Origin of the sequence: Micromonospora sp. WMMD882 (genome assembly GCF_027497255.1) — a bacterium.
Taxonomy (GTDB): domain Bacteria; phylum Actinomycetota; class Actinomycetes; order Mycobacteriales; family Micromonosporaceae; genus Micromonospora.
In genome coordinates this window covers 6,220,465-6,243,564 of sequence record NZ_CP114903.1, presented here as the reverse complement: position 1 = coordinate 6,243,564, position 23,100 = coordinate 6,220,465, and the positions used below count along the sequence as shown (strand labels likewise).

Genomic DNA, 23,100 nt, shown 5'->3' with positions numbered 1-23,100 from the left:
GGTCACCGGCCACCACGTGCCACGCGGGGCGGGCACGATGGGCAACGCGAGAATAACAGCCCGCATCGATCGGGAAGGGCCCGCCGGACCCGGATGGCCGGACCGGGTTCGTCACCGCTGGCGGAGGTCGTGGAGGACGGCCCCGGCGGCGCGCCAGCCGCTGGCGAGGGCGCCCTGGATGGAGGGGGTGTCCCGGTGGTCGCCGGCCAGGTAGCGGCCGTCGCCGAGGGAGACCGGCTTGCGCAGGTTGCCCTGCGGGGGCGGGGCGGCGGGCAGGGCGTGCGGAACGGCGACCGTGGTGAGGTGCGTCCAGTCGTCGGTGGCCCGGCCGTAGAGGCGGGCGAGTTCGGCCCGGACGACCGGCTCGGGCGGGGCGGTCGGGCCGACCACGGAGGTGGCGACCAGGTGCCGGCCGGGCGGGGCGTAGCCGGGGGCGGCCCGGCTGACCACCGTCGTGTTGGCGATCAGCTCCCGGCGGTCGCCGTCGAGCACCAGGATCGGCTCGGTCAGCGGCGGCTCGTCCGTGGCGTGGTAGTACGTCGTGTAGCTGTGCATCCGTACCGGGGGCAGGGTGGGCAGGAGCGCGGCGGCGGCCGGCGGGTCGACGGCGACCAGCACGGCCCGGCAGCGCAGCTCGCCGGCGGCGGTGCGGACCCGGCCGGGCCCGACGGCGGTGGCCGGGGTGCGCAGGTCGATCAGGTCGGCCGGCAGCGGCGCGGCGATCGCCCGGGGCAGCGCGCCCATCCCCTCGGCGGGCAGTCCGATCCGGCCCCGGACGAAGGAGCGCAGCACCAACGCCAGCACCCGGCTGGAGGTCTCCAGCTCCCGGTCGACGAGCACACCGGAGAGGAACGGCCGCAGCACCTCCTCGATGATGGCGTCGGAGAGCCCGGCCCGGCGCAGCGCGGTCTCGCTGGTGGTCTCGGCCGCCTCGATCAGCCGGCGGGGCGGCAGGGTGGCGCAGCCGGTGGCGAGCAGGGCGAACCGCAGCCGGTCGGCGAACGAGCCGACGTCGGCCAGCGCGGTGCCGGGGGCGCCGGCCGGTTCGCGTACCGGGTGGACCAGGCGGACCAGCCGGTCGCCCCGGCGGACCAGCACCCCCGAGGTGAAGTAGCCGAGCCGCAGGCCGCCGAGGTCGAGCAGGGCGCCGAGCTTCGGGTACGCGGTGTTGAGCACCTGGAAGCCCCGGTCGAGCAGGTAGCCGTCGGTGGGGTCGGTGGCGACCCGGCCGCCGATCCGGTCCGCGGCCTCCAGGATGCGCCAGGGCACCCCGGCCCGGTGCAGGCGGCGGGCGGCGGCGAGGCCGGCGAGGCCACCGCCGACGATGACGACGTCGGAGTCAGTGGGCATCGGGGGTCCTCTCCTCGGGGGCGGCGCGGGACAGCCGGCTGGGCCACCAGATCCGGGGGCCGATGTCGTGGGCGAGCGCGGGGACCAGCAGCGACCGGACCACGATGGTGTCGATCAGGACGCCGACCGCGACCGCGACGCCGAGCTCGACGAGCACCACGAGCGGCAGTACGGCCAGCGCGGAGAAGGTCGCGGCGAGGACGATCCCGGCGGACGTGATCACTCCACCGGTGACCAGCAGCCCGTGCCGGACGCCGGGTCGGGTGCCGCGTCGGACCGACTCCTGCCGGACCCGGCTCATCAGGAAGATGTTGTAGTCGATGCCGAGCGCGACCAGGAAGACGAACGCGAACAACGGGAACGACGCGTCGACCCCGGGAAAGTCGAACAGGTACCGGAAGATCAGCGCGCACAGCCCGAGCGTGGCCGCGTACGACAGCAGCACGGTGAGGATGAGCAGCAGCGGCGCGATCAGGGCGCGCAGCAGCAGGGCGAGGATGACGGCGATCACCGCCAGCACCACCGGGATGATCACCTTCTGGTCCCGGGTGGACGCGTCCGCGGTGTCCACGTTGATCGCGGTGAAGCCGCCGACCACCGCGTCGGCGTCGGGCACCCGGTGCACGGCGACGCGCAGGTCGCGGATGGTCCGCTCGGCGGCGTCGCTGTCCGGCGGGTCGGCGAGCGTGGCCTGGAGCTGCACCCACCCGTCGACCACGGTGGGCGGCGCGGCCGGGTCCGGCGGGCCGGTCGGGTCACCGTTGACCGGGCGGACGGCGGCCACCCCGGGCACCCCCTGGGCCACCTGGGCGACCTGCTGGGCGGCCGGTTGCCGGGCGAAGACGGTCGCCGGGCTGCCGGTGCCGCCCGGGTAGTGCCGGGCGATCACCTCCTGCCCGGCGACGGAGTCGGTGCGGGTGGTGAACAGGTCGCTCTGGCCGAGCGTGGTCGCGCCGAGCTGGGTGAGCCCGAGGGTGAGCACGGCCAGCGCGGCGGCGGTGACCAGCCAGACCGGGCGGGCGTGGCCGGCGACGAACCGGGCGACCCGGCTCCACAGACGGTGTTCGGTCTGCGGGTCCGCCTGGTCGGGGCGGGGCGCCCGCGGCCAGAACGCCCAGCGTCCGCCGAGCACCAGCAGGGCGGGCAGGAAGGTGAGCATCACCAGCAGGGTGGCGGCGATGCCGATGGCGGCGACCGGGCCGAGCGCCCGGTTGGAGTTGAGGCTGGACAGCAGCAGGCAGAGCAGGCTGGCGATGGTGGTGCCGGCGGAGGCGACGATGGCCGGGGCGGCGCCCCGCCAGGCGGCGCGCATGGCCGCCGGGGGTCGGGCGTGCCGGTGCAGCTCCTCCCGGTACCGGGCGGTCAGCAGCAGCGCGTAGTCGGTGCCCGCGCCGAAGACCAGGACGGTGAGGATGCCCTGCGCCTGCCCGTTCAGTTTGATCACGTCGGCGTCGGCGAGCAGGTACACGAAGACGGCGGCGAGGGCGAAGGACATGCCGGCGGCCAGCAGCGGGGCGATCCACAGCACCGGGCTGCGGTAGACGATCAGGAGGATGACCAGCACCACGACGAGGGTGACCCCGAGCAGGGTGCCGTCGATGGCGCTGAACACCTCGATCAGGTCGGCGAGCAGCCCGGCCGGGCCGGCCACGTCGACGGTGAGGCCGTCCGCGCCGTCCCCGGCGATCCGGCGCAGCTCGTCGACGACCTCGCTGATCCGTTCCCCTTCGGCGTCGTCGATCGGCACGACCACCTGGAGGGCCTGGCCGTCCTGGCTGGGCAGCGGCGGGGGCAGCGGGCCCACCACGCCGGGCACCCGGGCGAACTCGGCCGCGTCGGCGCCGGCCCGCTGCCGGTCGGCGTCGGTGAGGCCGGTGACGCGTTCGTACACCACCAGGGCCGGGGTGGTCGGCCGGTCGACGAATCCGGCGGCCAGGTCCTGGGCCCGGGTCGCCTCGGCGTCGGCGGGCAGGAACGCCGCGTTGTCGTTGGTGGCGACATCGCCGAGCTGCCCCGCGTACGGGCCGGCGAGCGCGCCGACCAGCAGCCAGCCGAGCACCACGGCCACCGCGACCAGCGTGGCCGCGTTGCGGCCCAGTTTCCCGGCCATCTCCACCCATCCATCAACCGACGCAGAAATCGACGCAGTCGGAGCTTATGGCGACACCGGTCATCCTGCCCGGCAACCGGGTGGCGGGGGGAGGAAACGGGCAGGACGGGACCCGCTGGCGCCCGGCCGGGTGGGCCGGGACACGACGGAGCCCGCCGGAGGACCGACGGGCTCGGATGGGTGAAGCTCCCCCGTTTGGACTCGAACCAAAAACCTGCCGGTTAACAGCCGGCTGCTCTGCCAATTGAGCTACGGGGGATCGCGTTTCCGGCGGTCGGATCTCTCCTGCGCCGTGCGACGGGACAAGAGTACAGGACTCCGGGGGGTGTTGGTCCAGGGGGTTACCACTCAACTTCGGACCCTCAGAAAACAGCATAAATCGGCGTCATGACGCCAGGAGGTATGAGCGCGGAGCAGGATGGGTAGTTAGCTGCCAACAGCGGAAGCAGGCGCGAGACGACCACTTCCGACCGGGTCACGGCCCGGTCGGAAGTCGGTAGCGCGTCAGGTACGAAAGGAGCCGCCATGCGCGGAAAGATCATGTTCCTTGGCGGGCTGGCTGCGGGATTCGTCCTGGGCGCCCGTGCCGGCCGGGAGAAGTACGAGGAGCTGGTCGTCCAGGGCCGCAAGGTGCTCGACCACCCGACCGTGCAGGAGGCGGCGGGCGTCGCGCAGGCCCAGGCCAACCGGCTCTACAGCGAGGGCAAGGACAAGCTCAACAGCTCCAAGCTGGGCGAGAAGCTGCACAACGGCAGCGGCAAGCACGAGCTGACCTCGGCCGACGACGCGTTCGCCGGCACGCCGGCCACCGTCGGGGCCAAGTCGGGCAGCACCGCCGCCGGATCGTCGAGCGTCAACTCGACCGGCTCCGCCTCGACCGGGACCACCGGCAAGGGCAAGCCGTCCGGCACCGGGACCAACGGCAGCGCCATCTGACCGCACGGTTCGTCGACGGGCCGGCCGCCATCTGGCGGCCGGCCCGTCGCGTGTCGTCACCGGTCCGGGCCACGGACCGGTGGTGCCCGGTCCGTGGCCCGGCGCGGTAGCGGTCGGTCCGTGGCTCGGCGCCGCGGTCGGTCCGTGGCCGGACCGGTGGCGGTCAGTCCTTGCTGCTGAACGCGGCGTCGAACGCGGCGGACGGGGCGTCGAAGGCGAGCCGGCGCACGAACTGGAGCGCCTCGGGCGCGCCGACCAGCCGGTCCATCCCGGCGTCCTCCCACTCCACCGAGATCGGGCCGTCGTAGCCGATCGCGTTCAACGCGCGGAAGCAGTCCTCCCAGGGCACGTCGCCGTGGCCGGTGGAGACGAAGTCCCAGCCCCGCCGCAGGTCCGCCCAGGGCAGGTGGGAGGAGAGCCGGCCCCGCCGGCCGTCCCCGGTGCGGACCTTCGCGTCCTTGCAGTCCACGTGGTAGATCCGGTCGGCGAAGTCGAAGATGAAGTTCACCGGGTCCAGCTCCTGCCAGACGAAGTGCGACGGGTCCCAGTTGAGGCCGAAGGCGGGCCGGTGCCCGATCGCCTCCAGGGTCCGCTTGGTGGTCCAGTAGTCGTACGCGATCTCACTGGGGTGCACCTCGTGGGCGAAGCGCACGCCCACCTCGTCGAAGACGTCGAGGATCGGGTTCCAGCGGTCGGCGAAGTCCTGGTAGCCACGGTCGATCATGGCCGGCGGCACCGGCGGGAACATCGCCACCGTGTGCCAGATCGACGAGCCGGTGAACCCGACGACGGTGTTCACGCCGAGCTTCGCCGCCGCCCGGGCGGTGTCCTTGATCTCCTCGGCGGCCCGCTGGCGTACCCCCTCGGGCTCCCCGTCGCCCCAGATCCGCGCCGGCAGGATGTCCTGGTGGCGCTCGTCGATCGGGTGGTCGCAGACCGCCTGGCCGACCAGGTGGTTGGAGATCGTGAAGACCTGGAGGTTGTGCTTGGCCAGGGTCTCGCGCTTGCGCTCGACGTACGAGTCGTCGGCCAGCGCCTTGTCGACCTCGAAGTGGTCGCCCCAGCAGGCGATCTCCAGGCCGTCGTAGCCCCACTCCGAGGCGAGCCGGCAGACCTCCTCGAACGGCAGGTCGGCCCACTGGCCGGTGAAGAGCGTGATCGGTCGCGCCATTGTCGTCCTTCTCCCCTGGGGTGTGGAAAAGGGATTCCGGTGGGTGCGGGACCGGGGCGAGGGTGACCGGCCCCGGGACACGGGACCAGACCGGGCCGAACGGCCGGTGGATGCGTACGCACCTGGAACCCAGCGGGTTGCGCCTCCCGCCGGGTCACCGGCCGCCGGTCACGGCAGCCACCGACCACTCTAGGACGGTCACCGCCGCCACGGAAGGCCCGGCCGGATACGGCAAGGGTCCCTTCCTGACGCGGGGCGTCAGGAAGGGACCCTCCCGTTCAGCGCAGGATCAGGGCAGGGTCCACTTCTGGTTCGCGCCACCGTGGCAGGACCACAGGTGGACGGCCTGACCGTCGGCGGAGCTGTTGTTGGAGATGTCCAGGCACTTGCCGGTCGCCGGGTTGCGCAGCGAGCCGTCCGCCTGGCCCGACCAGTTCTGCGCGGCGGTGCTGTTGCACGTCCACAACTGGATCTTCGTGCCGTCGGCCGACGCGCCGCCGTTGACGTCCAGGCACTTGCCCAGCGCCTTGATCGGGCCGTTCGGCGTCACCGTCCACTGCTGGCCGGTGGCGTTGTTGCAGGTGAAGATCTGGATCTGCGTGCCGTCGGTCGAGGAGCCGTTACGCACGTCCAGGCACTTGCCGCCGAGCCCGACGATCGGGCCGCCGCTGCCGGTGGGCGGCGGGGTGGTGGTGCCGGAACGGACCAGGGTGAACTCGTCGACGTCGAACAGGCTGCCGCTCGCGCCGCTGTACGTCAGGTACAGGTTCTGGGTGCCGCTCGGCACGCCGGACAGGTTGGCGGTGACCGTGGTGAAGCTGTCCCAGCTACCGGTGTTGGGCACCGAGACCTGGCCGAGCACCGTGCCGGTGGCCGAGCCGGCGCGCACCTGGATGGTGCCGCCGGCCCCGGCGGAGGAGGTCCGGGCCCGCAGCGACGTCACCCCGGTCAGGTCCACCCCCTGGTACGCGGTCCAGTCGCCCGAGTCGATGTAGCCGACGGCCTGTCCACCGTTGGCGGAGGACTTGGAGACCTTCTGGACCCCGTTGGCGGAGCTGTACGACTCGGCCTGGATCGTGGTGTTCCCGCTCGGCGGCGGAGTGGTCCCGCCACCCAGGTCCTTGATCCGGATGTTGCGGAAGGACACGTCGTCGCCGGTGCCGTGGTTCTGGATGCCGATGGCGCCGGCCAGCGACCGGGCCGAGTTGGTGTTGGTGAAGTCGTTGATCCTCGCGCCGTTGAGGAAGACCTGGAGGCGGTTGCCCTCCACCAGCAGCTCGAAGCTGTTCCACTCCCCCGGCGGGTTCAACGCGGCGTCCCGGGCGGCGATGTCGGCGGACTTCACCGCGTAGATCGCGCCGGTGGTCCGGTCGGTGGCGTCGGTGGCGTCGATCTGCACCTCGTAGCCGGCGGCCAGGGCCGCGTCCGGGCTGCTGCCCGGCGGGAAGCCGACGATCACGCCGGAGTTGTCGTCGCCGGGCATCATCCAGTCGAGCTTCAGCGAGTAGTTGGTGTACTGCTTGGCGCTGTACCAGAGCATCCCCATGCCGCCGACCGAGGTGAGGGTGGCGTCGGAGTTGGTGAAGCTGCCCGGCCCGCTCTGCGACCAACCGGTGGTGGAGCCGTTGTACAGGGCCGTGTAGCCCGACTCGGGACGGCAGTCGGCCTTGGCCCGGCCGGCCGCGTACCGGATGCCGCCGAGCAGGTGCGACCGGAACGCCGCCTCGGAGTACGACGCCTGGGTGTGGCCGAGCCCGGTGTAGAACGACCGGCCGGCGCCGAGCGTCTTGCACCACGAGATCGGGTGGTCACCGCCCATCGACCCGCCCGAGTACGACGACTCGTTCAGGTTGGCCAGCACCCGGGCCGACGAGCGCGGGTTGGCCCGGAAGTTGTACCACTCGTCGGTGCGGGTCCAGTTCTGCGGCAGGTGGGCGGAGGCCGGGTGCGCCCGGTTCTCCACCCGGATGGTGGCCTGCTGGATGGCCGGGTGCGAGGAGAAGTAGCCGCCCACCAGGTTGCCGTAGAACGACCAGTCGTACTCGGTGTCGGACGCCGAGTGCACCCCGACGTACCCGCCGCCGCCGTTGACGTACGACTCGAAGGCGCTCTGCTGGGTGTTGTTGAGGACGTCACCCGTCGTGTTGAGGAAGATCACCGCCTCGTACTGGGCCAGGTTGGCGGTGGTGAACTGGTTGGCGTCCTCGGTCGCGGTGACCGTGAAGCTGTTGGCCGAGCCGAGCTCCCGGACGGCCTGGGTGCCCACCGCGATCGAGTCGTGGCGGAAGCCTGCGGTCTTGGAGAAGACCAGCACGTCGTACGGGGCGTCGGCGGCGCTGGCCGGGGTGGCGGCCGTGGTGGCGGCGAGGACGGCGAGGACGGCGGTGGCCGCGCCGAGTGTCGATCGGAGGAGTCTGCGCATGTCGCTCTCCCAAGGGGGTGAGAGGGGTCAGGAAGGGCCCCTTGCCGTACCCGAGGCGTGAGAAAGGGGCCCTTCCCTGCACTCGGGGTTAGGGCAGGGTCCACTTCTGGTTCGCGCCACCGTGGCAGGACCACAGGTGGACGACCTGACCGTCGGCGGAGCTGTTGTTCGCCACGTCCAGACACTTACCCGTCGTCGGGTTCCGCAACGACCCGTCGGCCTGGGCCGACCAGTTCTGGTTCCCGCCGCCGTTGCACGTCCAGATGTGGATCTTCGTGCCGTCGGCCGACGCGCCGCCGCTGATGTCCAGGCACTTGTTCAGCGCCTTGATCGGACCGTTCGGCGTCACCGTCCACTGCTGAGCGGCGGTGGTGCCGTTGCAGGTCATGATCTGCACCTGCGTGCCGTCCGTCGACGAGCCGTTCCGCACGTCCAGGCACTTGCCGGCCAGCCCGGTGATCCGTCCGACACCGTTCGTCGGGGGCGGGGTGGTGGTGCCGGTGTTCAGGGTGAACGTGTCGACGTCGTACAGGAACCCGGTGCCGCTGCCGGAGAACGTCAGGTACAGGGTGGTGGTCGCCGACGGCGGGTTGGCGACCGTCCCGGTGACGTTGGTGAAGGTCTCCCAGCCGCCGGTGACCGGCACGGTCGCCGAGCCCAGCACGGTGCCGGTGGGCGAGCCCGCCCGCACCTGGAGGGTGCCGCCGGCGCCGGCGGAGGAGACCCGGGCGCTGAACGAGGTCACGTTGGCCAGCCGGTACGGCTCGAACGCGATCCAGTCGCCGTTGTTGATGTCACCCACGGTCACGCCGCCCTCGGCCGGGGTCTTGCTGTAGGTGAGCACCCCGGAGGAGGTCTTGTAGTGCTCGGCCTGGCGCTTGCGGGGCTGGAGGGTGTGCTGCTTGTGGGTGGTCAGCCCACCGGCGTCGGTGTACTCGGCGTCGAAGATGCCGAACACGTTCGCCGCGTCGTCGTGCTCACCGTCGACCGGGATGGTCACCGAGCCGGAGCAGCCGGTGTGCGAGCTGATCGCGTGGCCGTGCTGGTCGTGGCCGAGCACGTAGGTCAGCTTGACCTTGGCGCAGTCGATCGTCCCGTCCTCCGGGTCGGTGACGGTGATGCTGAACGGCACCGTCTCGCCGTACGAGAAGAGGGTGCCGTTGGCGGGGCCGTTGATGGTGACCGTCGGCGCGGTGTTGCCCACGCCGATCTGCACGCTGGCCGTGCCGGTCGCGCCCTGCGGGTCACGCACCGTCAACGTCACGTTGTACGCGCCGTTGGCGGTGAAGGTCTTGCTCGGGTTCGCCGCCGTCGAGGTGGTGCCGTCACCGAAGTTCCACGAGTAGGTCAACGACCCGCCCTCCGGGTCCGACGACCCGGCCGAGGAGAAGCTCACCGTCAACGGGGCCTGCCCGGACGTCTTGTCGGCGGTCGCCACCGCGGTCGGCGCGCGGTTGTTGCCGCTGCCGACGTAGTCGTACCGGTAGAGCGCCGAGTTGGCGTCGCCGCTGTAGTAGCCGGTGCCGTAGTCGAGGACGTACAGCGCGCCGTCGGGCCCGAACGCCTGGTCCATGACCTGCTTGCCGTTCCACGGGAACGACGAGTCGATGGTGCCCCGGGTGCCGTCGGCGTTGACGTGGATCGGCTTGATCCAGCCCCGGCCGAACTCGCCGGCGAAGAACTGCCCGTCGAAGGACTGCGGCCACTTGGTGGTGGACGGGTTGTTCGCGTCGTACCGGTAGACCGGACCGGCCGACGGCGACTCGGAGCCGCCGCCGAACTCCGGCGGGCTGCCGGAGTCGCCCGCGTACTTGATCCAGGACGACTTGGCGGCCGGCAGGGTGGTCAGGCCGGTGTTGCGGAACGAGTTGTTGGTCGGCCCGCCGGTGCAGTTGTACTTCGCGCCGGCGGTGTTGCTGTTGAAGTCCCACTCCGCGTACGTCTCGTTGCTGGTGTTCGTGCCGGTGCAGTACGGCCAACCGTAGTTGCCCGGCCCGGTCACCCGGTTGAACTCGACCTGCCCGCTCGGGCCCCGGTTGGTCGTGGAGCCGGCGTCCGGACCGTAGTCACCGACGTAGACGACCCCGGTGGCCTTGTCGACGCTCATCCGGAACGGGTTCCGGAACCCCATCGCGTAGATCTCCGGACGGGTCCGCGCGGTCCCCGGGGCGAACATGTTCCCCGCCGGGATCGAGTACGACCCGTCCGCGTTCACCTTGATCCGCAGGATCTTGCCCCGCAGGTCGTTCGTGTTGCCGGCGCTGCGCTGCGCGTCGTACGCCGGATTGCGGTTGCTGCGCTCGTCCAGTGGGGAGTACCCGGCGGACTCGAACGGGTTGGTGTCGTCACCTGTCGACAGGTACAGGTTGCCGGCCGCGTCGAAGTCGATGTCCCCGCCGGCGTGGCAGCAGATGCCCCGGTCGGCCGCCACGTCCAGGATGTTGACCTGGCTGGACATGTTGACGGTCCAGTTGGAGTTCAGGGTGAACCGGGAGAGCCGGTTCACGCCCTGCCAGGAGGACCAGCTCGTGCCGGTGCTCGGCGCGTTGCCGCCGGGGGTGGACAGCGGCGGGGCGTAGTACAGGTAGATGTGCCGGTTGGTGGCGAAGTTCGGGTCGACGCCGACGCCCTGGAGGCCGTCCTCGTCGTGGGCGTAGACCGGGATGTTGGCGATCACGCTGGTGGCGCCGGCCGCGTCGGTACGGCGCAGCGTGCCGTTGCGGGCGGTGTGCAGCACCGACCGGTCGGGCAGCACCGCCAGGGTCATCGGCTCGCCCATCTCGGCGACGCCCTTGGCCAGGGTGACCTGCTGGAAGTCGCTCGCGTTGATGGGGTGTGCGGCAGCCGGCGCACCGCCGCCGGCGAGGGCGACCGTGCCGGTCGCCGCCACCATGAGCAGCGCCGAGGCGAACGACAGGGGTCGTCGTCCCGACGCGCTGTCGGATCTGGGCATAGGGGGGTCCGTTCCTTCCCTGACTGCTTGAGGCAGGGCGCGGCGTCGCGCCGGTGCCGTGGCAAGGAGATTCGTTGATGCCACGGTGCCGTCCCGCTCGACGTGCCCACGGACCTTCGGCGCACACGCTCTCAGATCACCCGTCGGAAGTGAACCGCGCCGCCGGTTCACCCAGACGAAACATCGCCGTGACGAAGAAACATTAAGCCGAATCGATGCGGGTGTCCACACCTTCCACCCGTCCCGGCCGAACTTTCGTCCGCCGCTGGAGAAGTTCGGTCGTTCCACCGTGACCGGGCGACCGGGCCGCGTCGTCCGGACCCACCGGGCGGTGGGTCCGGACGACGCGCGACGGAGGGCCCTGTCCCGCCCTCCCCTGGGGACGGCGAGGGGTCCGGCCCTACCGCGTCACGGCAGGGTCCACCGCTGGTTCGCGCCGCCGTGGCAGGACCACAGGTGCACCGCCTGACCGTCGGCGGAGCTGTTGTCCGACACGTCCAGGCACTTGCCCGACTGCGGGTTACGCAACGTGCCGTCCGCCTGGGCCGACCAGTTCTGCGCGGCGGTGCCGTTGCACGTCCACAACTGGATCTTCGTACCGTCGGCGACGCCACCACCGGACACGTCCACGCACTTGCCCAGCGCCTTCACCGGGCCGTTCGGCGTCACCGTCCAGGTCTGCGCGGCAGTGCCGTTGCAGGTCCAGATCTGGAGCTGCGTGCCGTCCGTCGACGAGGCGTTCCGCACGTCCAGACACTTGCCGCCGAGCCCGACGACCGGCCCGGTGCCGGCGGTGGTGGCGCTGGTGACGAAGGTGAACGTGTCGACGTCGAACAGCGCGCCGGAACCCCCGGCGAAGGTGAGGTAGAGCGTGCCGGTGGTGGTCGGCGCGCCGGAGATGACGCCGGTGACGGTGGTGAAGACGTCCCACCCGCCGGTGACCGGCACGGTCGCCGAGCCCAGCACGGCGCCGGTGGGTGAGCCCATCCGCACCTGGATGGCGCCGCCGGCGCCGGCGGAGGAGACCCGGGCGCTGAACGAGGTGGCCTTGTCCAGCCGGTACGGCTCGAACGCGATCCAGTCGCCGTTGTCGATACTGCCGACGGTCCGACCGCCCTCGGCCGCGGCCTTGTCGTGGAGGGTCACCCCCGACGAGGTCCTGAGATGCTCGGCCTGGCGCTTGCGCGGCTGGAGGGTGTGCTGCTTGTGGGTGGTCAGCCCACCGGCGTCGGTGTACTCGGCGTCGAAGATCGCGAAGATGTTCGCCGCGTCGTCGTGTTCACCGTCGACCGGGATGGTGATCGAGCCGGAGCAGCCGTTCCGCGAGGTGATCTGGTGGCCGTGCTGGTCGTGGCCGAGCACGTAGGTCATCTTGACCTTGGCGCAGTCGATCGTCCCGTCCTCCGGGTCGGTGACGGTGATGCTGAACGGGACGGTGTCGCCGTAGGAGAAGAGGGTGCCGTTGGCGGGGCCGTTGATGGTGACCGTGGGCGCGGTGTTGCCCACGCCGATCTGCACGCTGGCCGTGCCGGTCGCGCCCTGCGGGTCACGCACGGTCAACGTCACGTTGTACGTACCGTTGGCGGTGAAGGTCTTGCTCGGGTTCGCCGCCGTCGAGGTGGTGCCGTCACCGAAGTTCCACGAGTAGGTCAACGACCCGCCCTCCGGGTCCGACGACCCGGCCGAGGAGAAGCTCACCGTCAACGGGGCCACCCCGGAGGTCCGGTTCGCGCTGGCCACGGCGGTCGGCGCGCGGTTGCCGCCGGCGACGTAGTCGTACCGGTACAACGCCGAGTTGGCGTCGCCGTTGAAGTAGCCGGTGCCGTAGTCGAGGACGTACAGCGCGCCGTCCGGGCCGAAGGCCATGTCCATGACCTGCTTGCCGTTCCACGGGAAGGAGGCGTCGATGGCCCCGGGCGAGCCGTCGGCGTTGAGGTGGATCGGCTTGATCCAGCCCCGGCCCAGCTCACCGGCGAAGAACTGCCCGTCGAAGGACTGCGGCCACTTGGTGGTGGACGGGTTCGACGCGCTGTAGCGGTAGACCGGGCCCGCCGCCGGCGACTCGGAGCCGCCGCCGAACTCCGGCGGGCTGCCCGCGTCACCGGCGTACCGGATCCAGGCCGGCTTCGCCCCGGGCAGGGTGGTCAGGCCGGTGTTGCGGAACGAGTTGTTGGTCGGCCCGCCGGTGCAGTTGTACTTCGCGCCGGCGGTGTTGCTGTTGAAGTCCCACTCCGCGTACGTCTCGTTGCTGGTGTTCGTGCCGGTGCAGTACGGCCAACCGTAGTTGCCCGGCCCGGTCACCCGGTTGAACTCGACCTGGCCACTGGGCCCCCGGGCGCTGGTCGTGCCGGCGTCCGGACCGTAGTCGCCGACGTAGACGACCCCGGTGGCCTTGTCGACGCTCATCCGGAACGGGTTCCGGAACCCCATCGCGTAGATCTCCGGACGGGTCCGCGCGGTCCCCGGGGCGAACATGTTCCCCGCCGGGATCGAGTACGACCCGTCCGCGTTCACCTTGATCCGCAGGATCTTGCCCCGCAGGTCGTTCGTGTTGCCGGCGCTGCGCTGCGCGTCGTACGCCGGATTGCGGTTGCTGCGCTCGTCGATCGGGGAGTACCCGGCGGACTCGAACGGGTTGGTGTCGTCACCTGTCGACAGGTACAGGTTGCCGGCCGCGTCGAAGTCGATGTCCCCGCCGACGTGGCAGCAGATGCCCCGGTCGGCCGGCACGTCCAGGACCCGCACCTCGCTGGAGGTGTTCAGCGTCCAGTTGGCGTTGAGGGTGAAGCGCGACAGCCGGTTCACGCCCTGCCAGGCGGAGAAGTCACTGCCGGTGGCCGGGGCGTCCCCGCCGGGGGTGGACAGCGGCGGGGCGTAGTACAGGTAGATGTGCCGGTTGGTGGCGAAGTTCGGGTCGACGCCGACGCCCTGGAGTCCCTCCTCGTCGTGGGCGTAGACCGCGACGTTGCCGACCACTGCGGTGGCGCCGGCCGCGTCGGTACGGCGCAGCGTGCCGTTGCGGGCGGTGTGCAGCACCGACCGGTCGGGCAGCACCGCGATGGTCATCGGCTCGCCGACCTCGGCGACGCCTTTGGCCAGCGTGACCTGCTGGAAGTCGCTGGCGTTGATCGGGTGGGCCTGGGCTGGGGCCGGGCCGCCGAGGGCGACCAGCCCGGTGGCGGCCACCAGCAGCAGCGTGGAGCTCACCGGGGCCGTTCGTCGGCCGGATGCACGGTCGTGTGTGGACATGCTCTGTCCGTCCCTTCCTGACGTTCGACTGCCAGGGCGGGGCGCGCGCCGTCGCGCCGGATGCCGTAGCGGGGGATGTGGTGGGCCCGCACCGGGAGGTGCCGCTTCCGGGCGGGCCTGGACCGACGGATCTGCGGGACACGGGTACAGGGGATGACGGGCGACGGGTCACCGAGCTGCCGGTTCACCTCGCCGAAACATTTTCGGGATGGCGAAGACATTAAGCGGTTTCGATCCCGCTGTCCATACCCTTCTGCCCGACCACGGCGCACTTCTGCTCGAACCGCGAAAAGCCCCCGCCTCCGCAGGGCTGAGACGGCGGGACGGCGGCCGGACCGGCGGCGGCCGCAGGCCGCCCCGGACGAGAGGACCGGACGCTCAGGACTGGCGGTGAATGGTCTGGGTGGCGAGCTCGGCCAGCACCTGCCGCGCCTCCGACGTGACCGGGGCGCGTTCCAGGGCAGCCAGGGCAGCGTCGGCGCGAACCGTGATCATCCGCTCGATCTGGTCCCGGGCCCCGGTCGTCACGATGATCTCGCGTAGCTCGGCCGCGCCGTCGGCGTCCAACGTCGGATTACCGAACAGCTCGCGCAGTCGGGCGGTCTGCGGCCGGTCGGCGGCGTCCCGGGCCAGCGCCATCATCACCGTCGGCTTGCCCTCCCGCAGGTCGTCCAGGACCGACTTGCCGGTCACCGCCGGATCACCGAAGACGCCGAGCACGTCGTCGCGGAGCTGGAACGCGTCACCGAGCGGGTCGCCGAACTCGGTGAGCGCGGCGAGCACGTCCGGCTCGGCCCCGGCCAGCGCCGCCCCGATCTGCAACGGCCGGGTCACCGTGTAGCGGGCGGCCTTCATCCGGATCACGGTGAGCGCGCTGGCCACCGAGCCGTCGCCCACCCCGGAGACCAGGTCGAGGTACTCCCCCGCGATCACCTCGGTCCGCATCCGGGCGAACACGCCGTACCCTCGGTGCACCTCCTCCACGGTCAGCCCGCACTCGTGGAACATCTGGTCCGACCAGGCGGCGCAGAGGTCGCCGCAGAGCAACGCGATGTTGCGGCCGTACGCGGCGGGATCACCCCGCCAGGCGGACCGGGCGTGCAGGTCGGCGAAGAGCCGGTGCACCGACGGCTCGCCGCGCCGCTGGTCGCTGCCGTCCAGGATGTCGTCGTGGATCAGCGCGAACGCGTGGAACAGCTCCAGGGCCGCCGCGGCGACCACGATCGGCGCGCCGTCCGGCCCGCCCGCCCCGCGCCAACCCCAGTAGCAGAACAGCGGACGCAGCCGCTTCCCGCCAGCCAACACGAAGCGGTGCAGGATGGTGAAGACCCCCCGGGGCGCCCCGTCCGGCCAGTCCGGGTCCTGCCGTTCCAGGAAGGCGGTCAACGCGGCGTCGAAGCGGGCCCGCAACCGGCCCGCGTCGGTCTCCGACTCGGCGGTGACCGTCATCAGCCGGCCTCCCCGGCGGGGCCGACCGGTCCGGCGCCGTCCGCCACCCGCCCCGACGACAGGCCGGCCAACTCCAGCAGCAGACCCTTCACGGCGGTCGCCCCGACCCGCTCCCGGGCGGCGGCCGGATCGGAGCAGAGCAGCACCGGGGCGTCCGCGTCGTCCGTCGGCAGCCGGCCGTGCGAGCCACGGACCGCCCGGGCCCCCGCGTCCAGCCCGACCACGCTCATCAGGTACCGCATGCCGAGCTTCTTGCGGGCCAACGCGATCCCGGCCCGACGCTTCGCCGCCCCCGGCGCGGCCGGGTCGAACAGCAGCTCCGCCGGGTCGTACCCGGGCTTACGGTGGATCTCCACCAGCCGGGCGAAGTCCGGCGCGCGGCGGTCGTCCAGCCAGTAGTAGTACGTGAACCAGGCCGCCGGCTCGGCCACCAGCACCAGCTCACCGGCGCGCTCGTGGTCCAGCCCGTGCGCCGCCTTGCCCTCGGCGTCGAGCACCTCGGCCACCCCGGGCAGGCCGGCGCAGAGCTTCGCCACCAGCGGCACGTCCGCCGGATCCTTCACGTACACGTGGGCCACCTGGTGGTCGGCGACGGCGAACGCCCGCGAGGTCCACGGGTCCAGGTACTCCATGCCCTCCTGGGTGTGCACCCGCAGCAGCCCCTCGGCGCGCAGCAGCCGGTTGACGTGCACCGGGGTGGACACCTCGGTGATGCCGTACTCGGAGAGCACCACCACCGTGGCGTCCCGGCGGCGGGCGGCGTCCAGCAGCGGGGCGAGCACCCCGTCCAGCTCGGCCGCCGCGGCGGCGGCCTGCGGCGCGGACGGCCCGAAGCGTTGCAGGTCGTAGTCCAGGTGCGGGACGTAGACCAGGGTCAGATCCGGGTCGTGGTCGGCCATCACCTGCTCGGCGGCCCGGCAGATCCACCGCGACGAGGCGATGCCCGCGCCCGGCCCCCAGTAGGTGAACAGCGGGAAGGTGCCCAGCTTCGCGGTCAGCCGGTCGTGCAGCTCCGGCGGGTACGTGTAGCAGTCCGGCTCCTTGCGCCCGTCGGCGTGGTAGACCGGCCGCGGGGTCACCGTCCAGTCCACGTCCGCGCCCATCGCGTACCACCAGCAGATGTTCGCCACCGTGTAGCCGGGCCGGGCGCGACGGGCCGCGTCCCAGATCTTGTCCCCGCCGACCAGCGCGTTGTGCTGCCGCCACAGCAGCACCTCGCCCAGGTCCCGGAAGTACCAGCCGTTGCCGACCACGCCGTGCCCGGCGGGCAGCTCACCGGTGAGGAACGTCGACTGCGCCGAACAGGTCACCGCCGGCAGCACCGTGCCCAGCGGCGCGGTGAACCCGCCCTCGGCCACCGCCCGCAGGCTCGGCATGTGGGCCAGCAGCCGGGGAGTCAACCCGACCACGTTCAACACGACCACCTTGCGACTCATGAGTGCACCACCTCCGCCGGCGCGGTCAGGCCCAGCGCCGTCAGCTCGTCTCGGGTGAAGGCCAGTTCGGCGGCGATACCGGCGGCCAGCTCCGCGTCCGTGCGCGGCCGTCGGGCCGCCGGCAGCACCCCCCAGGTGTACGTCTCGACGTCCAGGTGGTCACAGCCGGCCACCGGGCCGCCCAGCAGCTCGGCCAGGGCGGCGCGCAGCACCGCGACGGTGGAGCCCAGCGGCGGCTCCGGTGGGGCGTGCAGCGGCACGTGGTAGTGCACCCGCCAGGCGTCCGGCAGCCCGGCGTCGAGGGCGGCGTCCAGGTCGTCGGCGGCGTACGCCGGATCGGCCGGGTCGGCGGCGTGCGCGCAGCCGGCCGACCGGGTCTGGTGCAGGAACCTCGGCTCCACCCAACGGCGCAGCTCGTCGGCGTGCGCGGCCGGGTCGGCGGCCTCGATGGCGGCGGAGACCTGCACCTTCACCACCGGCAGGCCGGCGGCGCGCAGCCGGGCCAGCGCGGCGGCCGGCTCCTCCCAGGCGCACGCCAGGTGGGCCAGGTCCAGGCAGACGCCCAGCCGGTCGGAGTCCACCCCGGCCAGCGCGGTGGCCGCCTGGCCGGTGCTCTCCACCACGCAGCCCGGCTCCGGCTCGAAGCCGACCCGCACCGGGCGGCCGGTGTCCCGCTCGACCACGGCCAGACCGGCGGCCAGCTCGTCCAGCCGGCGGCGGGCGGCGTCCGCCCGGTCGGCGTCCCACGGGGTCCGCCAGGCCAGCGGCAGGGTGGACACCGAGCCCCGGGCCGCGTCGTCGGGCAGCAGGTCGGCCAGCACCCGGGCCAGGTCCAGGGTGTACGCCAGCCGCTGCGGCGTCGCCCAGTCCGGGTGGTACACGTCGCCCTTGACCACCGGGGCCTGGAACGCCGCGTACGGGAAGCCGTTGAGCGTCACCACCTCCAGCCCCCGTACGGTCAGCTCGTGCCGCAGCCGGGCGCGGGCCGTCGGGTCGGCGGCCAGCTCGGCGGCGACCGGGGCGGCCAGCCACAGGCCGAGGCCGAGCCGGTCCACGCCGAGCCGCTCCCGCACCGGCGTGGCGTACGTGTCGAGCTGGGCGAGGACGCCGGGCAGCTCCTCGGCGGGGTGCACGTTGGTGCAGTAGCTGACGTGGACGGCGCTGCCGTCGGCGTGCCGCAGCCGCATCACGAGCCCCCGCGCAGGATCGAGTTGCCCGCGAAGGTGGGCCCGGGGGCGTCCAGGTCGGTCAGGTCCAGCCGGCCGGACTGGCCGTAGAACTCCACCGGGTTGCGCCACAGCACCCAGTCGACGTCGTCGTCGGAGAACCCGGCCGCCAGCATCGCCTCGCCGGTGACCCGGGTCAGCAGCGGGTCGGAGCGGCCCCAGTCGGCCGCCGAGTTCACCAGCATCCGCTCCGGGCCGTAGTGGCGCAGCAGCTCGACCATGCGCGGCGGGGACATCTTGGTGTCCGGGTAGATCGAGAAACCGGCCCAGCAACCGCTCTCCCGGACCACCTGGACAGTCACCTCGTTGAGGTGGTCGATCACCACCCGGCCCGGGTCGATGCCGGACTCGGCGACCACGGCGAGGCTGCGCTCGGTGCCCCGGGCCTTGTCCCGGTGCGGGGTGTGCACCAGCGCCGGCAGGTCGTGCGCCACCGCCAGGGCGAGCTGGGCGGCGAACACCTCGTCCTCCTCCGGGGTCATCGAGTCGTACCCGATCTCGCCGACCGCGACCACGCCGTCCTTCTCCAGGTAGCGCGGGAGCAGGTCGAGCACCGGCCGGCAGCGCGGGTCGTTGGCCTCCTTCGGGTTGAGCGCGACGGTGGCGTGGTGCCGTACCCCGAACTGCCCGGCCCGGAACGGCTCCCAGCCGACAAGCGAGTCGAAGTAGTCGGTGAACGACCCCGGGTTGGTGCGCGGTTGGCCCAGCCAGAACGCCGGCTCGACCACCGCGCGGACCCCGGCGGCGGCCATCCGCTCGTAGTCGTCGGTGGTGCGGGACGTCATGTGGATGTGCGGGTCGAAGATTCGCATCGGGCCTCCCCTGGGACGGTGCCGGCCCTCACGCCTGCCTGGCGCGGAGCCGGTGGAGCAGTTCGGTGGCGTCGGCGGGCATCGACCGGCCGGCGTCCCGGCGTTCGTCGGCCAGTCCGCCGAGCATGACCGCCAGCTCGGCGTCGGCCCGTTCGTCGAGGTCGGCGACGACGTCGAGCGGGACATCCATGAAGACGCACTTGAGGACGGCCTGCCGCCAGGCCGGCGGGTCCAGACGTCGGGCGTACGGGCCGAGCGCGGCGGCGACCAGCCGGGTGTCGTTGGTGCGGATCGCGTCGTGCAGCAGCGGCACGCCCGCGTCACCGACCGGCAGCATCGGCAGGGCGCGCAGCACGGCCCGCTTCTCCGCCGCGTCGCCCTGCCGGTAGACGGTGGTGGCCCAGGTGGCGTGGTCGGCGGGCAACGCGGTCAGCAGCAGCGCCCGGGCCGCGTCGTCGACGGTCCAGTCGGGCCGGCCGGGCAGCGGGCCCCGGCCGCAGCGCCGCCCGGCGGCGGCCACGTGCCGACCGAGGGTGGTCGGGTCGGTGGCCACGTCCCGTTCCGCCGCGGCCAGCCACCCCGGATCGGGTACGTCCCGCAGCGCCGCCCGAAGCTCGTCCGGTGTCATTTCCCGTCTCCCTTCCGTTTCGTCCCCTGCCGAGGTGCAAGGAGGGGGCCCTTTCTCTACCGCAGGCGACGACGAGGGGCCCTGCCCTGCCCCGCCGGGTCAGCCGGCGCGGGCGGCGGCGCGGAGGAACTCGATCGACCGGGCGGCCACCGTCGGGGCGGCGTGCGAGTGCCGGGGCAGCTCCACCCCGACCAGGCCCCGGTAGCCGGCGTCGGCCAGCGCCCGCAGCACCGGCGGGAAGTCGATCTCCCCGGCGCCGAACTCCAGGTGCTCGTGCACTCCCCGGACCATGTCGTCGATCTGCACGTTGACCAGGTGCCCGGCGACGTCGGTGACGCAGTCCGGCACCGGCTGCGGCTCCAGGCAGCGGCAGTGTCCGATGTCGAGGGTGATGCCGAAGCCGGGCGGCGCGCCGAGCGCGTCGCGCAGCCGCCGCCAGTCGGCGATCGACTCGACGAGCATGCCCGGCTCCGGCTCGAAGCCCAGCGGCACCCCGGCCGCGTCGGCGACGGCGACGATCTCGGCGCAGCCGGCGAACAGCCGGTCCCAGGCCACCTCGGGGGCGACCGGGCCGGGTCGGACGCCGGCCCAGAACGACACCGCCTCCGCGCCCAGGTCCGCGCCGACCCGGACGGCCCGGCGCAGGAACTCGATCCGCCGGGCCGGGTCGTCGTGCAGCAGCGTCGGCGCGTGCTTCTCCCACGGGTCGAGCAGGTAACGCGCGCCGGTCTCGACGACCACGGTCAGGCCGAGGCTCTCCAGCCGACGGCGTACGGCGGCGGTGCGGGCGGCCAGCCCGGCCGCGAACGGGTCGAGGTGGGCGTGGTCCAGGGTCAACGCGACCCCCTGGTAGCCGAGGTCGGCCAGCAGGGCCAGCGCGTCGTCGAGGCGGTGGTTGGCGAAGCCGTTGGTGCCGTACCCGAACCGGAGCCGGCCGGTCATGTCGGCGAGACCTTCCGGGCGAGCCGGCGGGCCAGCGGCGCGGCGGCGGCCACGGCGATCCCCAGCCAGCCCGCGCCGGCCCGGGCGGTCAGCGCCCCCTGGAGGGCGGGCAGCCCGGTGATGCCGGCGCCGACGGCCGCGCGGACCCGACCGGCGGACGGGTCGGCGTACACCCGGGCCTGGGCGCCGCCGTAGCGGGCCGCGTACCAGGCGGTCAGCGCGGCCGGCAGGACGTCCGCGCGGGTCGGCCGGCGGGTGGCCACCGCGCTGGCCGCGACCACCGCGGTGCCGGCCAGGGTACGCGCCGGCAGGAGCTGGTCGGCGCCGGTGACCTCGCGGCGGGACAGCGCGGTGACCGTCCAGGTGTGCGCGGCGACGGTGACCGCCGCCGGCACGGCCCGCACGAGCCGGCCGCCCGACGCGCCGAGCAGCACGTCCAGCCCCCGGCAGGCGGCCATCACGGCCGGGCCGGCGGCGGTGTTCTTGGCGGCCAGGTCGTAACCCCAGACGCTGGCGGCCAGCGGCACCGCGACGGCGGCGGCCCGGCGGCCCCCGGCGGCGGCGGCGAGCGCCACCCCGGCGGCGGTCAGCCCGGCGGCGACCCCGAACGCGGTGGCCGGGGCGATCCGGCCGCCGGGGATCGGCCGTTCCGGGCGTTCGACCGCGTCCAGGCCCCGGTCGGCCCAGTCGTTGGCGGCCATGCCGGCCCAGTAGAGCAGCACCGACGCGCCGGCCAGCGCGGGCGTGCGCGGCCCGAGCGTCCCGGCCGCCGCCGCGCCGGCCAGCACGTCGCCGGGCACCGACAGGGCGGCCGGCGCCCGGACCAGCTCGGCGAGGTCAGCCAGCGTCGGCACGGGAGCCTCCGGCGTGCAGTCGGGCCGCGTACGCGGTCAGACGCTGCCACTGCTCGGCGAGCGAGTGGGTGGCGGCGTCCAGCGGGTCCTTGAAGAAGAACGCCAGGTCGGCCAGGGGGCCGGTGTGGCCGGCGGCGTGCGCGGCGGCGGTGAGCCGGGCCAGGTCGAGCACCAGCGGGGCAGCCAGCGCGGAGTCGCAGCCGTGCCAGGTGAACTCCATCCGCATGCCGGTGCCGAGGAAGCCGCTGAAGGTGACCAGGTCCCAGGCGGTCTTGAAGTCGCCCAGGTCCTCGACGTACTCGATCCGGGTGGTGCCCTGCGGCTGGTAGCCGAGCGTCTCGGCGAGCACGCGCTGCTTGCTGGCGGCCTTCGCGGCGTTGGCGGCCGGGTCGGCGAGGGTGGCCCCGTCGCCGCCGCCGAGCAGGTTCGCGCCCGACCAGGAACGCACGGCCAGGTGCCGCATCGCGAACATCGGCGCGAGCACCGACTTGACCAGGGTCTCCCCGGTCTTGCCGTCGTGCCCGGCGTACGGCAGGCCGCGCTCGGCGGCCAGCGCCGTCAGGGCCGGCAGCCGGGCCCCGGTCGACGGGGTGAAGTCGACGTACGGGCAGCCGGCGGTGAACGCCGCGTACGCGTACCGGGAGCTGGCCGGCAGCACGTCGTCGGGGCCGGCGAGCGCGGTCCGCAGGGCGGCCGGGTCGGCGTGCGCCGGGTGCGGCGTGGCGACCGGCTCGGTGGCGGAGACGTTGACCACCACGACCCGGGCCAGCCCGTGCCGGTCGCGGAACGACGCCAGGTCGCGGACGGTCGCGGCGATCTGGTCGGCCTGCGTGTCCCCGGTGGGGGCCGGGCGGATCTCCGCCTCGACGGCGGCCAGCTCGTCGGGGAGGGCGTCGACCAGCCGGCCGGGCAGCACGCCGGCCGCCGCCAGCGACTCGGCCTTCTTGACCAGCGGGGTGGCGGCGACGTCGTGCCCGCCGAAGACCAGGTCGGCGAAGGTGGGCAGGGCGGGGCCCCGGACTCCGGGGAGTTCGGTGACGCAGCCGGTCGGCCCGGTCAGGCCGGCGCGCAGGGCGAGCGCCCCGACGATGCTGGTGGTCGCGACGGAGCCGCGTGCTCCTACCAGCCAGACCCCCGTACGCATGGCGCCCCCTTCGACAACACAGTGAGTTTCATGGATATCAGATGTCGACGGGAACGACATCCGACGGTCCGGAAGCTGCTGGAGCGGCCCGGCGGATGCCCCGTCCGTCCGCCCGCTCGGGAGAGCGCCGGGGAACCGGCGGCGGCGTCGGCGGCGTCGCCGCCGGCCCGCGGACCCGATCGGGTGGGGACGGACGGGGCAGGCCGGCAGGGCCGTTCGGCGTCTCGGCCCTGCCCGCCCCGCCCGCCGGTCGGGACGCTGGCACCGCCCCGGGCGGACGTCTGTCAGGGCGTGCGTCGGCCGGGTCGCCGGTGGCCGGGTGGACGGTGTGACGGGGCCATCTGTTCCTCCGTGGTGGTGGTGGACAGTGCCAGGGCCGGGTCGTCCGGCGCGACCGGGGAATCCCGGTCCGGCCGCG

At 73.1% G+C, this 23,100-nt stretch carries 15 protein-coding genes and 1 tRNA gene; 1 reads left to right on the top strand and 15 read right to left on the bottom strand.

Going from position 1 to position 23,100, the window contains the following annotated elements:
• Nucleotides 1–111: 111 nt before the first annotated feature.
• The 3 genes from O7606_RS27030 to O7606_RS27020 all read right to left on the bottom strand — a co-directional run bounded on the left by O7606_RS27030 (nt 112) and on the right by O7606_RS27020 (nt 3,719).
• On the bottom strand, nt 112–1,350 hold the full coding sequence (locus O7606_RS27030; RefSeq protein WP_281596805.1) for an FAD-dependent oxidoreductase: 1,239 nt from the start codon (nt 1,348–1,350) through the stop codon (nt 112–114).
• Nucleotides 1,340–3,460 (bottom strand): MMPL family transporter, encoded by a 2,121-nt coding sequence (locus O7606_RS27025; RefSeq protein WP_281596804.1) that lies wholly within the window; start codon nt 3,458–3,460, stop codon nt 1,340–1,342. The genes O7606_RS27030 and O7606_RS27025 overlap by 11 nt, the downstream gene beginning before the upstream one ends.
• 186 nt (nt 3,461–3,646) lie before the next feature.
• Nucleotides 3,647–3,719, bottom strand: a tRNA-Asn gene (locus O7606_RS27020).
• A gap of 266 nt (nt 3,720–3,985) precedes the next feature.
• Between O7606_RS27020 and O7606_RS27015 the strand changes: the two genes are divergently transcribed.
• Nucleotides 3,986–4,396, top strand: coding sequence for a hypothetical protein (locus O7606_RS27015; protein WP_281596803.1), 411 nt, complete (start codon nt 3,986–3,988; stop codon nt 4,394–4,396).
• 163 nt (nt 4,397–4,559) lie between these two features.
• Here O7606_RS27015 and O7606_RS27010 read toward each other — a convergent pair whose 3' ends face one another.
• From O7606_RS27010 to O7606_RS26955, 12 genes are all read right to left on the bottom strand, one after another.
• Nucleotides 4,560–5,567: a sugar phosphate isomerase/epimerase family protein gene (locus tag O7606_RS27010; protein ID WP_281596802.1), complete on the bottom strand. Its 1,008-nt coding sequence runs from the start codon at nt 5,565–5,567 to the stop codon at nt 4,560–4,562.
• Nucleotides 5,568–5,856: 289 nt separating this feature from the next.
• On the bottom strand, nt 5,857–7,989 hold the full coding sequence (locus O7606_RS27005; protein ID WP_281596801.1) for a ThuA domain-containing protein: 2,133 nt from the start codon (nt 7,987–7,989) through the stop codon (nt 5,857–5,859).
• An 88-nt stretch (nt 7,990–8,077) separates the two neighbouring features.
• Nucleotides 8,078–10,942: a PQQ-dependent sugar dehydrogenase gene (locus tag O7606_RS27000; RefSeq protein ID WP_281596800.1), complete on the bottom strand. Its 2,865-nt coding sequence runs from the start codon at nt 10,940–10,942 to the stop codon at nt 8,078–8,080.
• A gap of 408 nt (nt 10,943–11,350) precedes the next feature.
• Nucleotides 11,351–14,191 (bottom strand): PQQ-dependent sugar dehydrogenase, encoded by a 2,841-nt coding sequence (locus tag O7606_RS26995; RefSeq protein WP_281596799.1) that lies wholly within the window; start codon nt 14,189–14,191, stop codon nt 11,351–11,353.
• A gap of 378 nt (nt 14,192–14,569) precedes the next feature.
• Nucleotides 14,570–15,640 carry a polyprenyl synthetase family protein gene (locus O7606_RS26990; protein ID WP_281596798.1) on the bottom strand — a complete coding sequence of 357 codons (1,071 nt, stop codon included), beginning with the start codon at nt 15,638–15,640 and terminating at the stop codon, nt 14,570–14,572.
• Nucleotides 15,640–17,076 (bottom strand): nucleotide pyrophosphatase/phosphodiesterase family protein, encoded by a 1,437-nt coding sequence (locus tag O7606_RS26985; protein ID WP_281596797.1) that lies wholly within the window; start codon nt 17,074–17,076, stop codon nt 15,640–15,642. The genes O7606_RS26990 and O7606_RS26985 overlap by 1 nt, the downstream gene beginning before the upstream one ends.
• Nucleotides 17,073–18,263 (bottom strand): metabolite traffic protein EboE, encoded by a 1,191-nt coding sequence (gene eboE / locus O7606_RS26980; protein WP_281596796.1) that lies wholly within the window; start codon nt 18,261–18,263, stop codon nt 17,073–17,075. Before eboE ends, O7606_RS26985 begins: the two co-directional genes overlap by 4 nt.
• Nucleotides 18,263–19,114: a TatD family hydrolase gene (locus tag O7606_RS26975; protein ID WP_281596795.1), complete on the bottom strand. Its 852-nt coding sequence runs from the start codon at nt 19,112–19,114 to the stop codon at nt 18,263–18,265. Before O7606_RS26975 ends, eboE begins: the two co-directional genes overlap by 1 nt.
• A 28-nt stretch (nt 19,115–19,142) precedes the next feature.
• Nucleotides 19,143–19,742, bottom strand: a complete 600-nt coding sequence (locus O7606_RS26970; RefSeq protein WP_281596794.1) for an EboA domain-containing protein — start codon at nt 19,740–19,742, stop codon at nt 19,143–19,145.
• Nucleotides 19,743–19,841: 99 nt separating this feature from the next.
• A complete protein-coding gene (locus O7606_RS26965) occupies nt 19,842–20,684 on the bottom strand; it encodes a sugar phosphate isomerase/epimerase family protein (RefSeq protein ID WP_281596793.1) in 843 nt (280 codons plus the stop codon).
• Nucleotides 20,681–21,538: an SCO3242 family prenyltransferase gene (locus O7606_RS26960; protein WP_281596792.1), complete on the bottom strand. Its 858-nt coding sequence runs from the start codon at nt 21,536–21,538 to the stop codon at nt 20,681–20,683. Before O7606_RS26960 ends, O7606_RS26965 begins: the two co-directional genes overlap by 4 nt.
• Nucleotides 21,522–22,682, bottom strand: coding sequence for an inositol-3-phosphate synthase (locus tag O7606_RS26955; protein WP_281596791.1), 1,161 nt, complete (start codon nt 22,680–22,682; stop codon nt 21,522–21,524). Before O7606_RS26955 ends, O7606_RS26960 begins: the two co-directional genes overlap by 17 nt.
• Nucleotides 22,683–23,100: the final 418 nt, after the last annotated feature.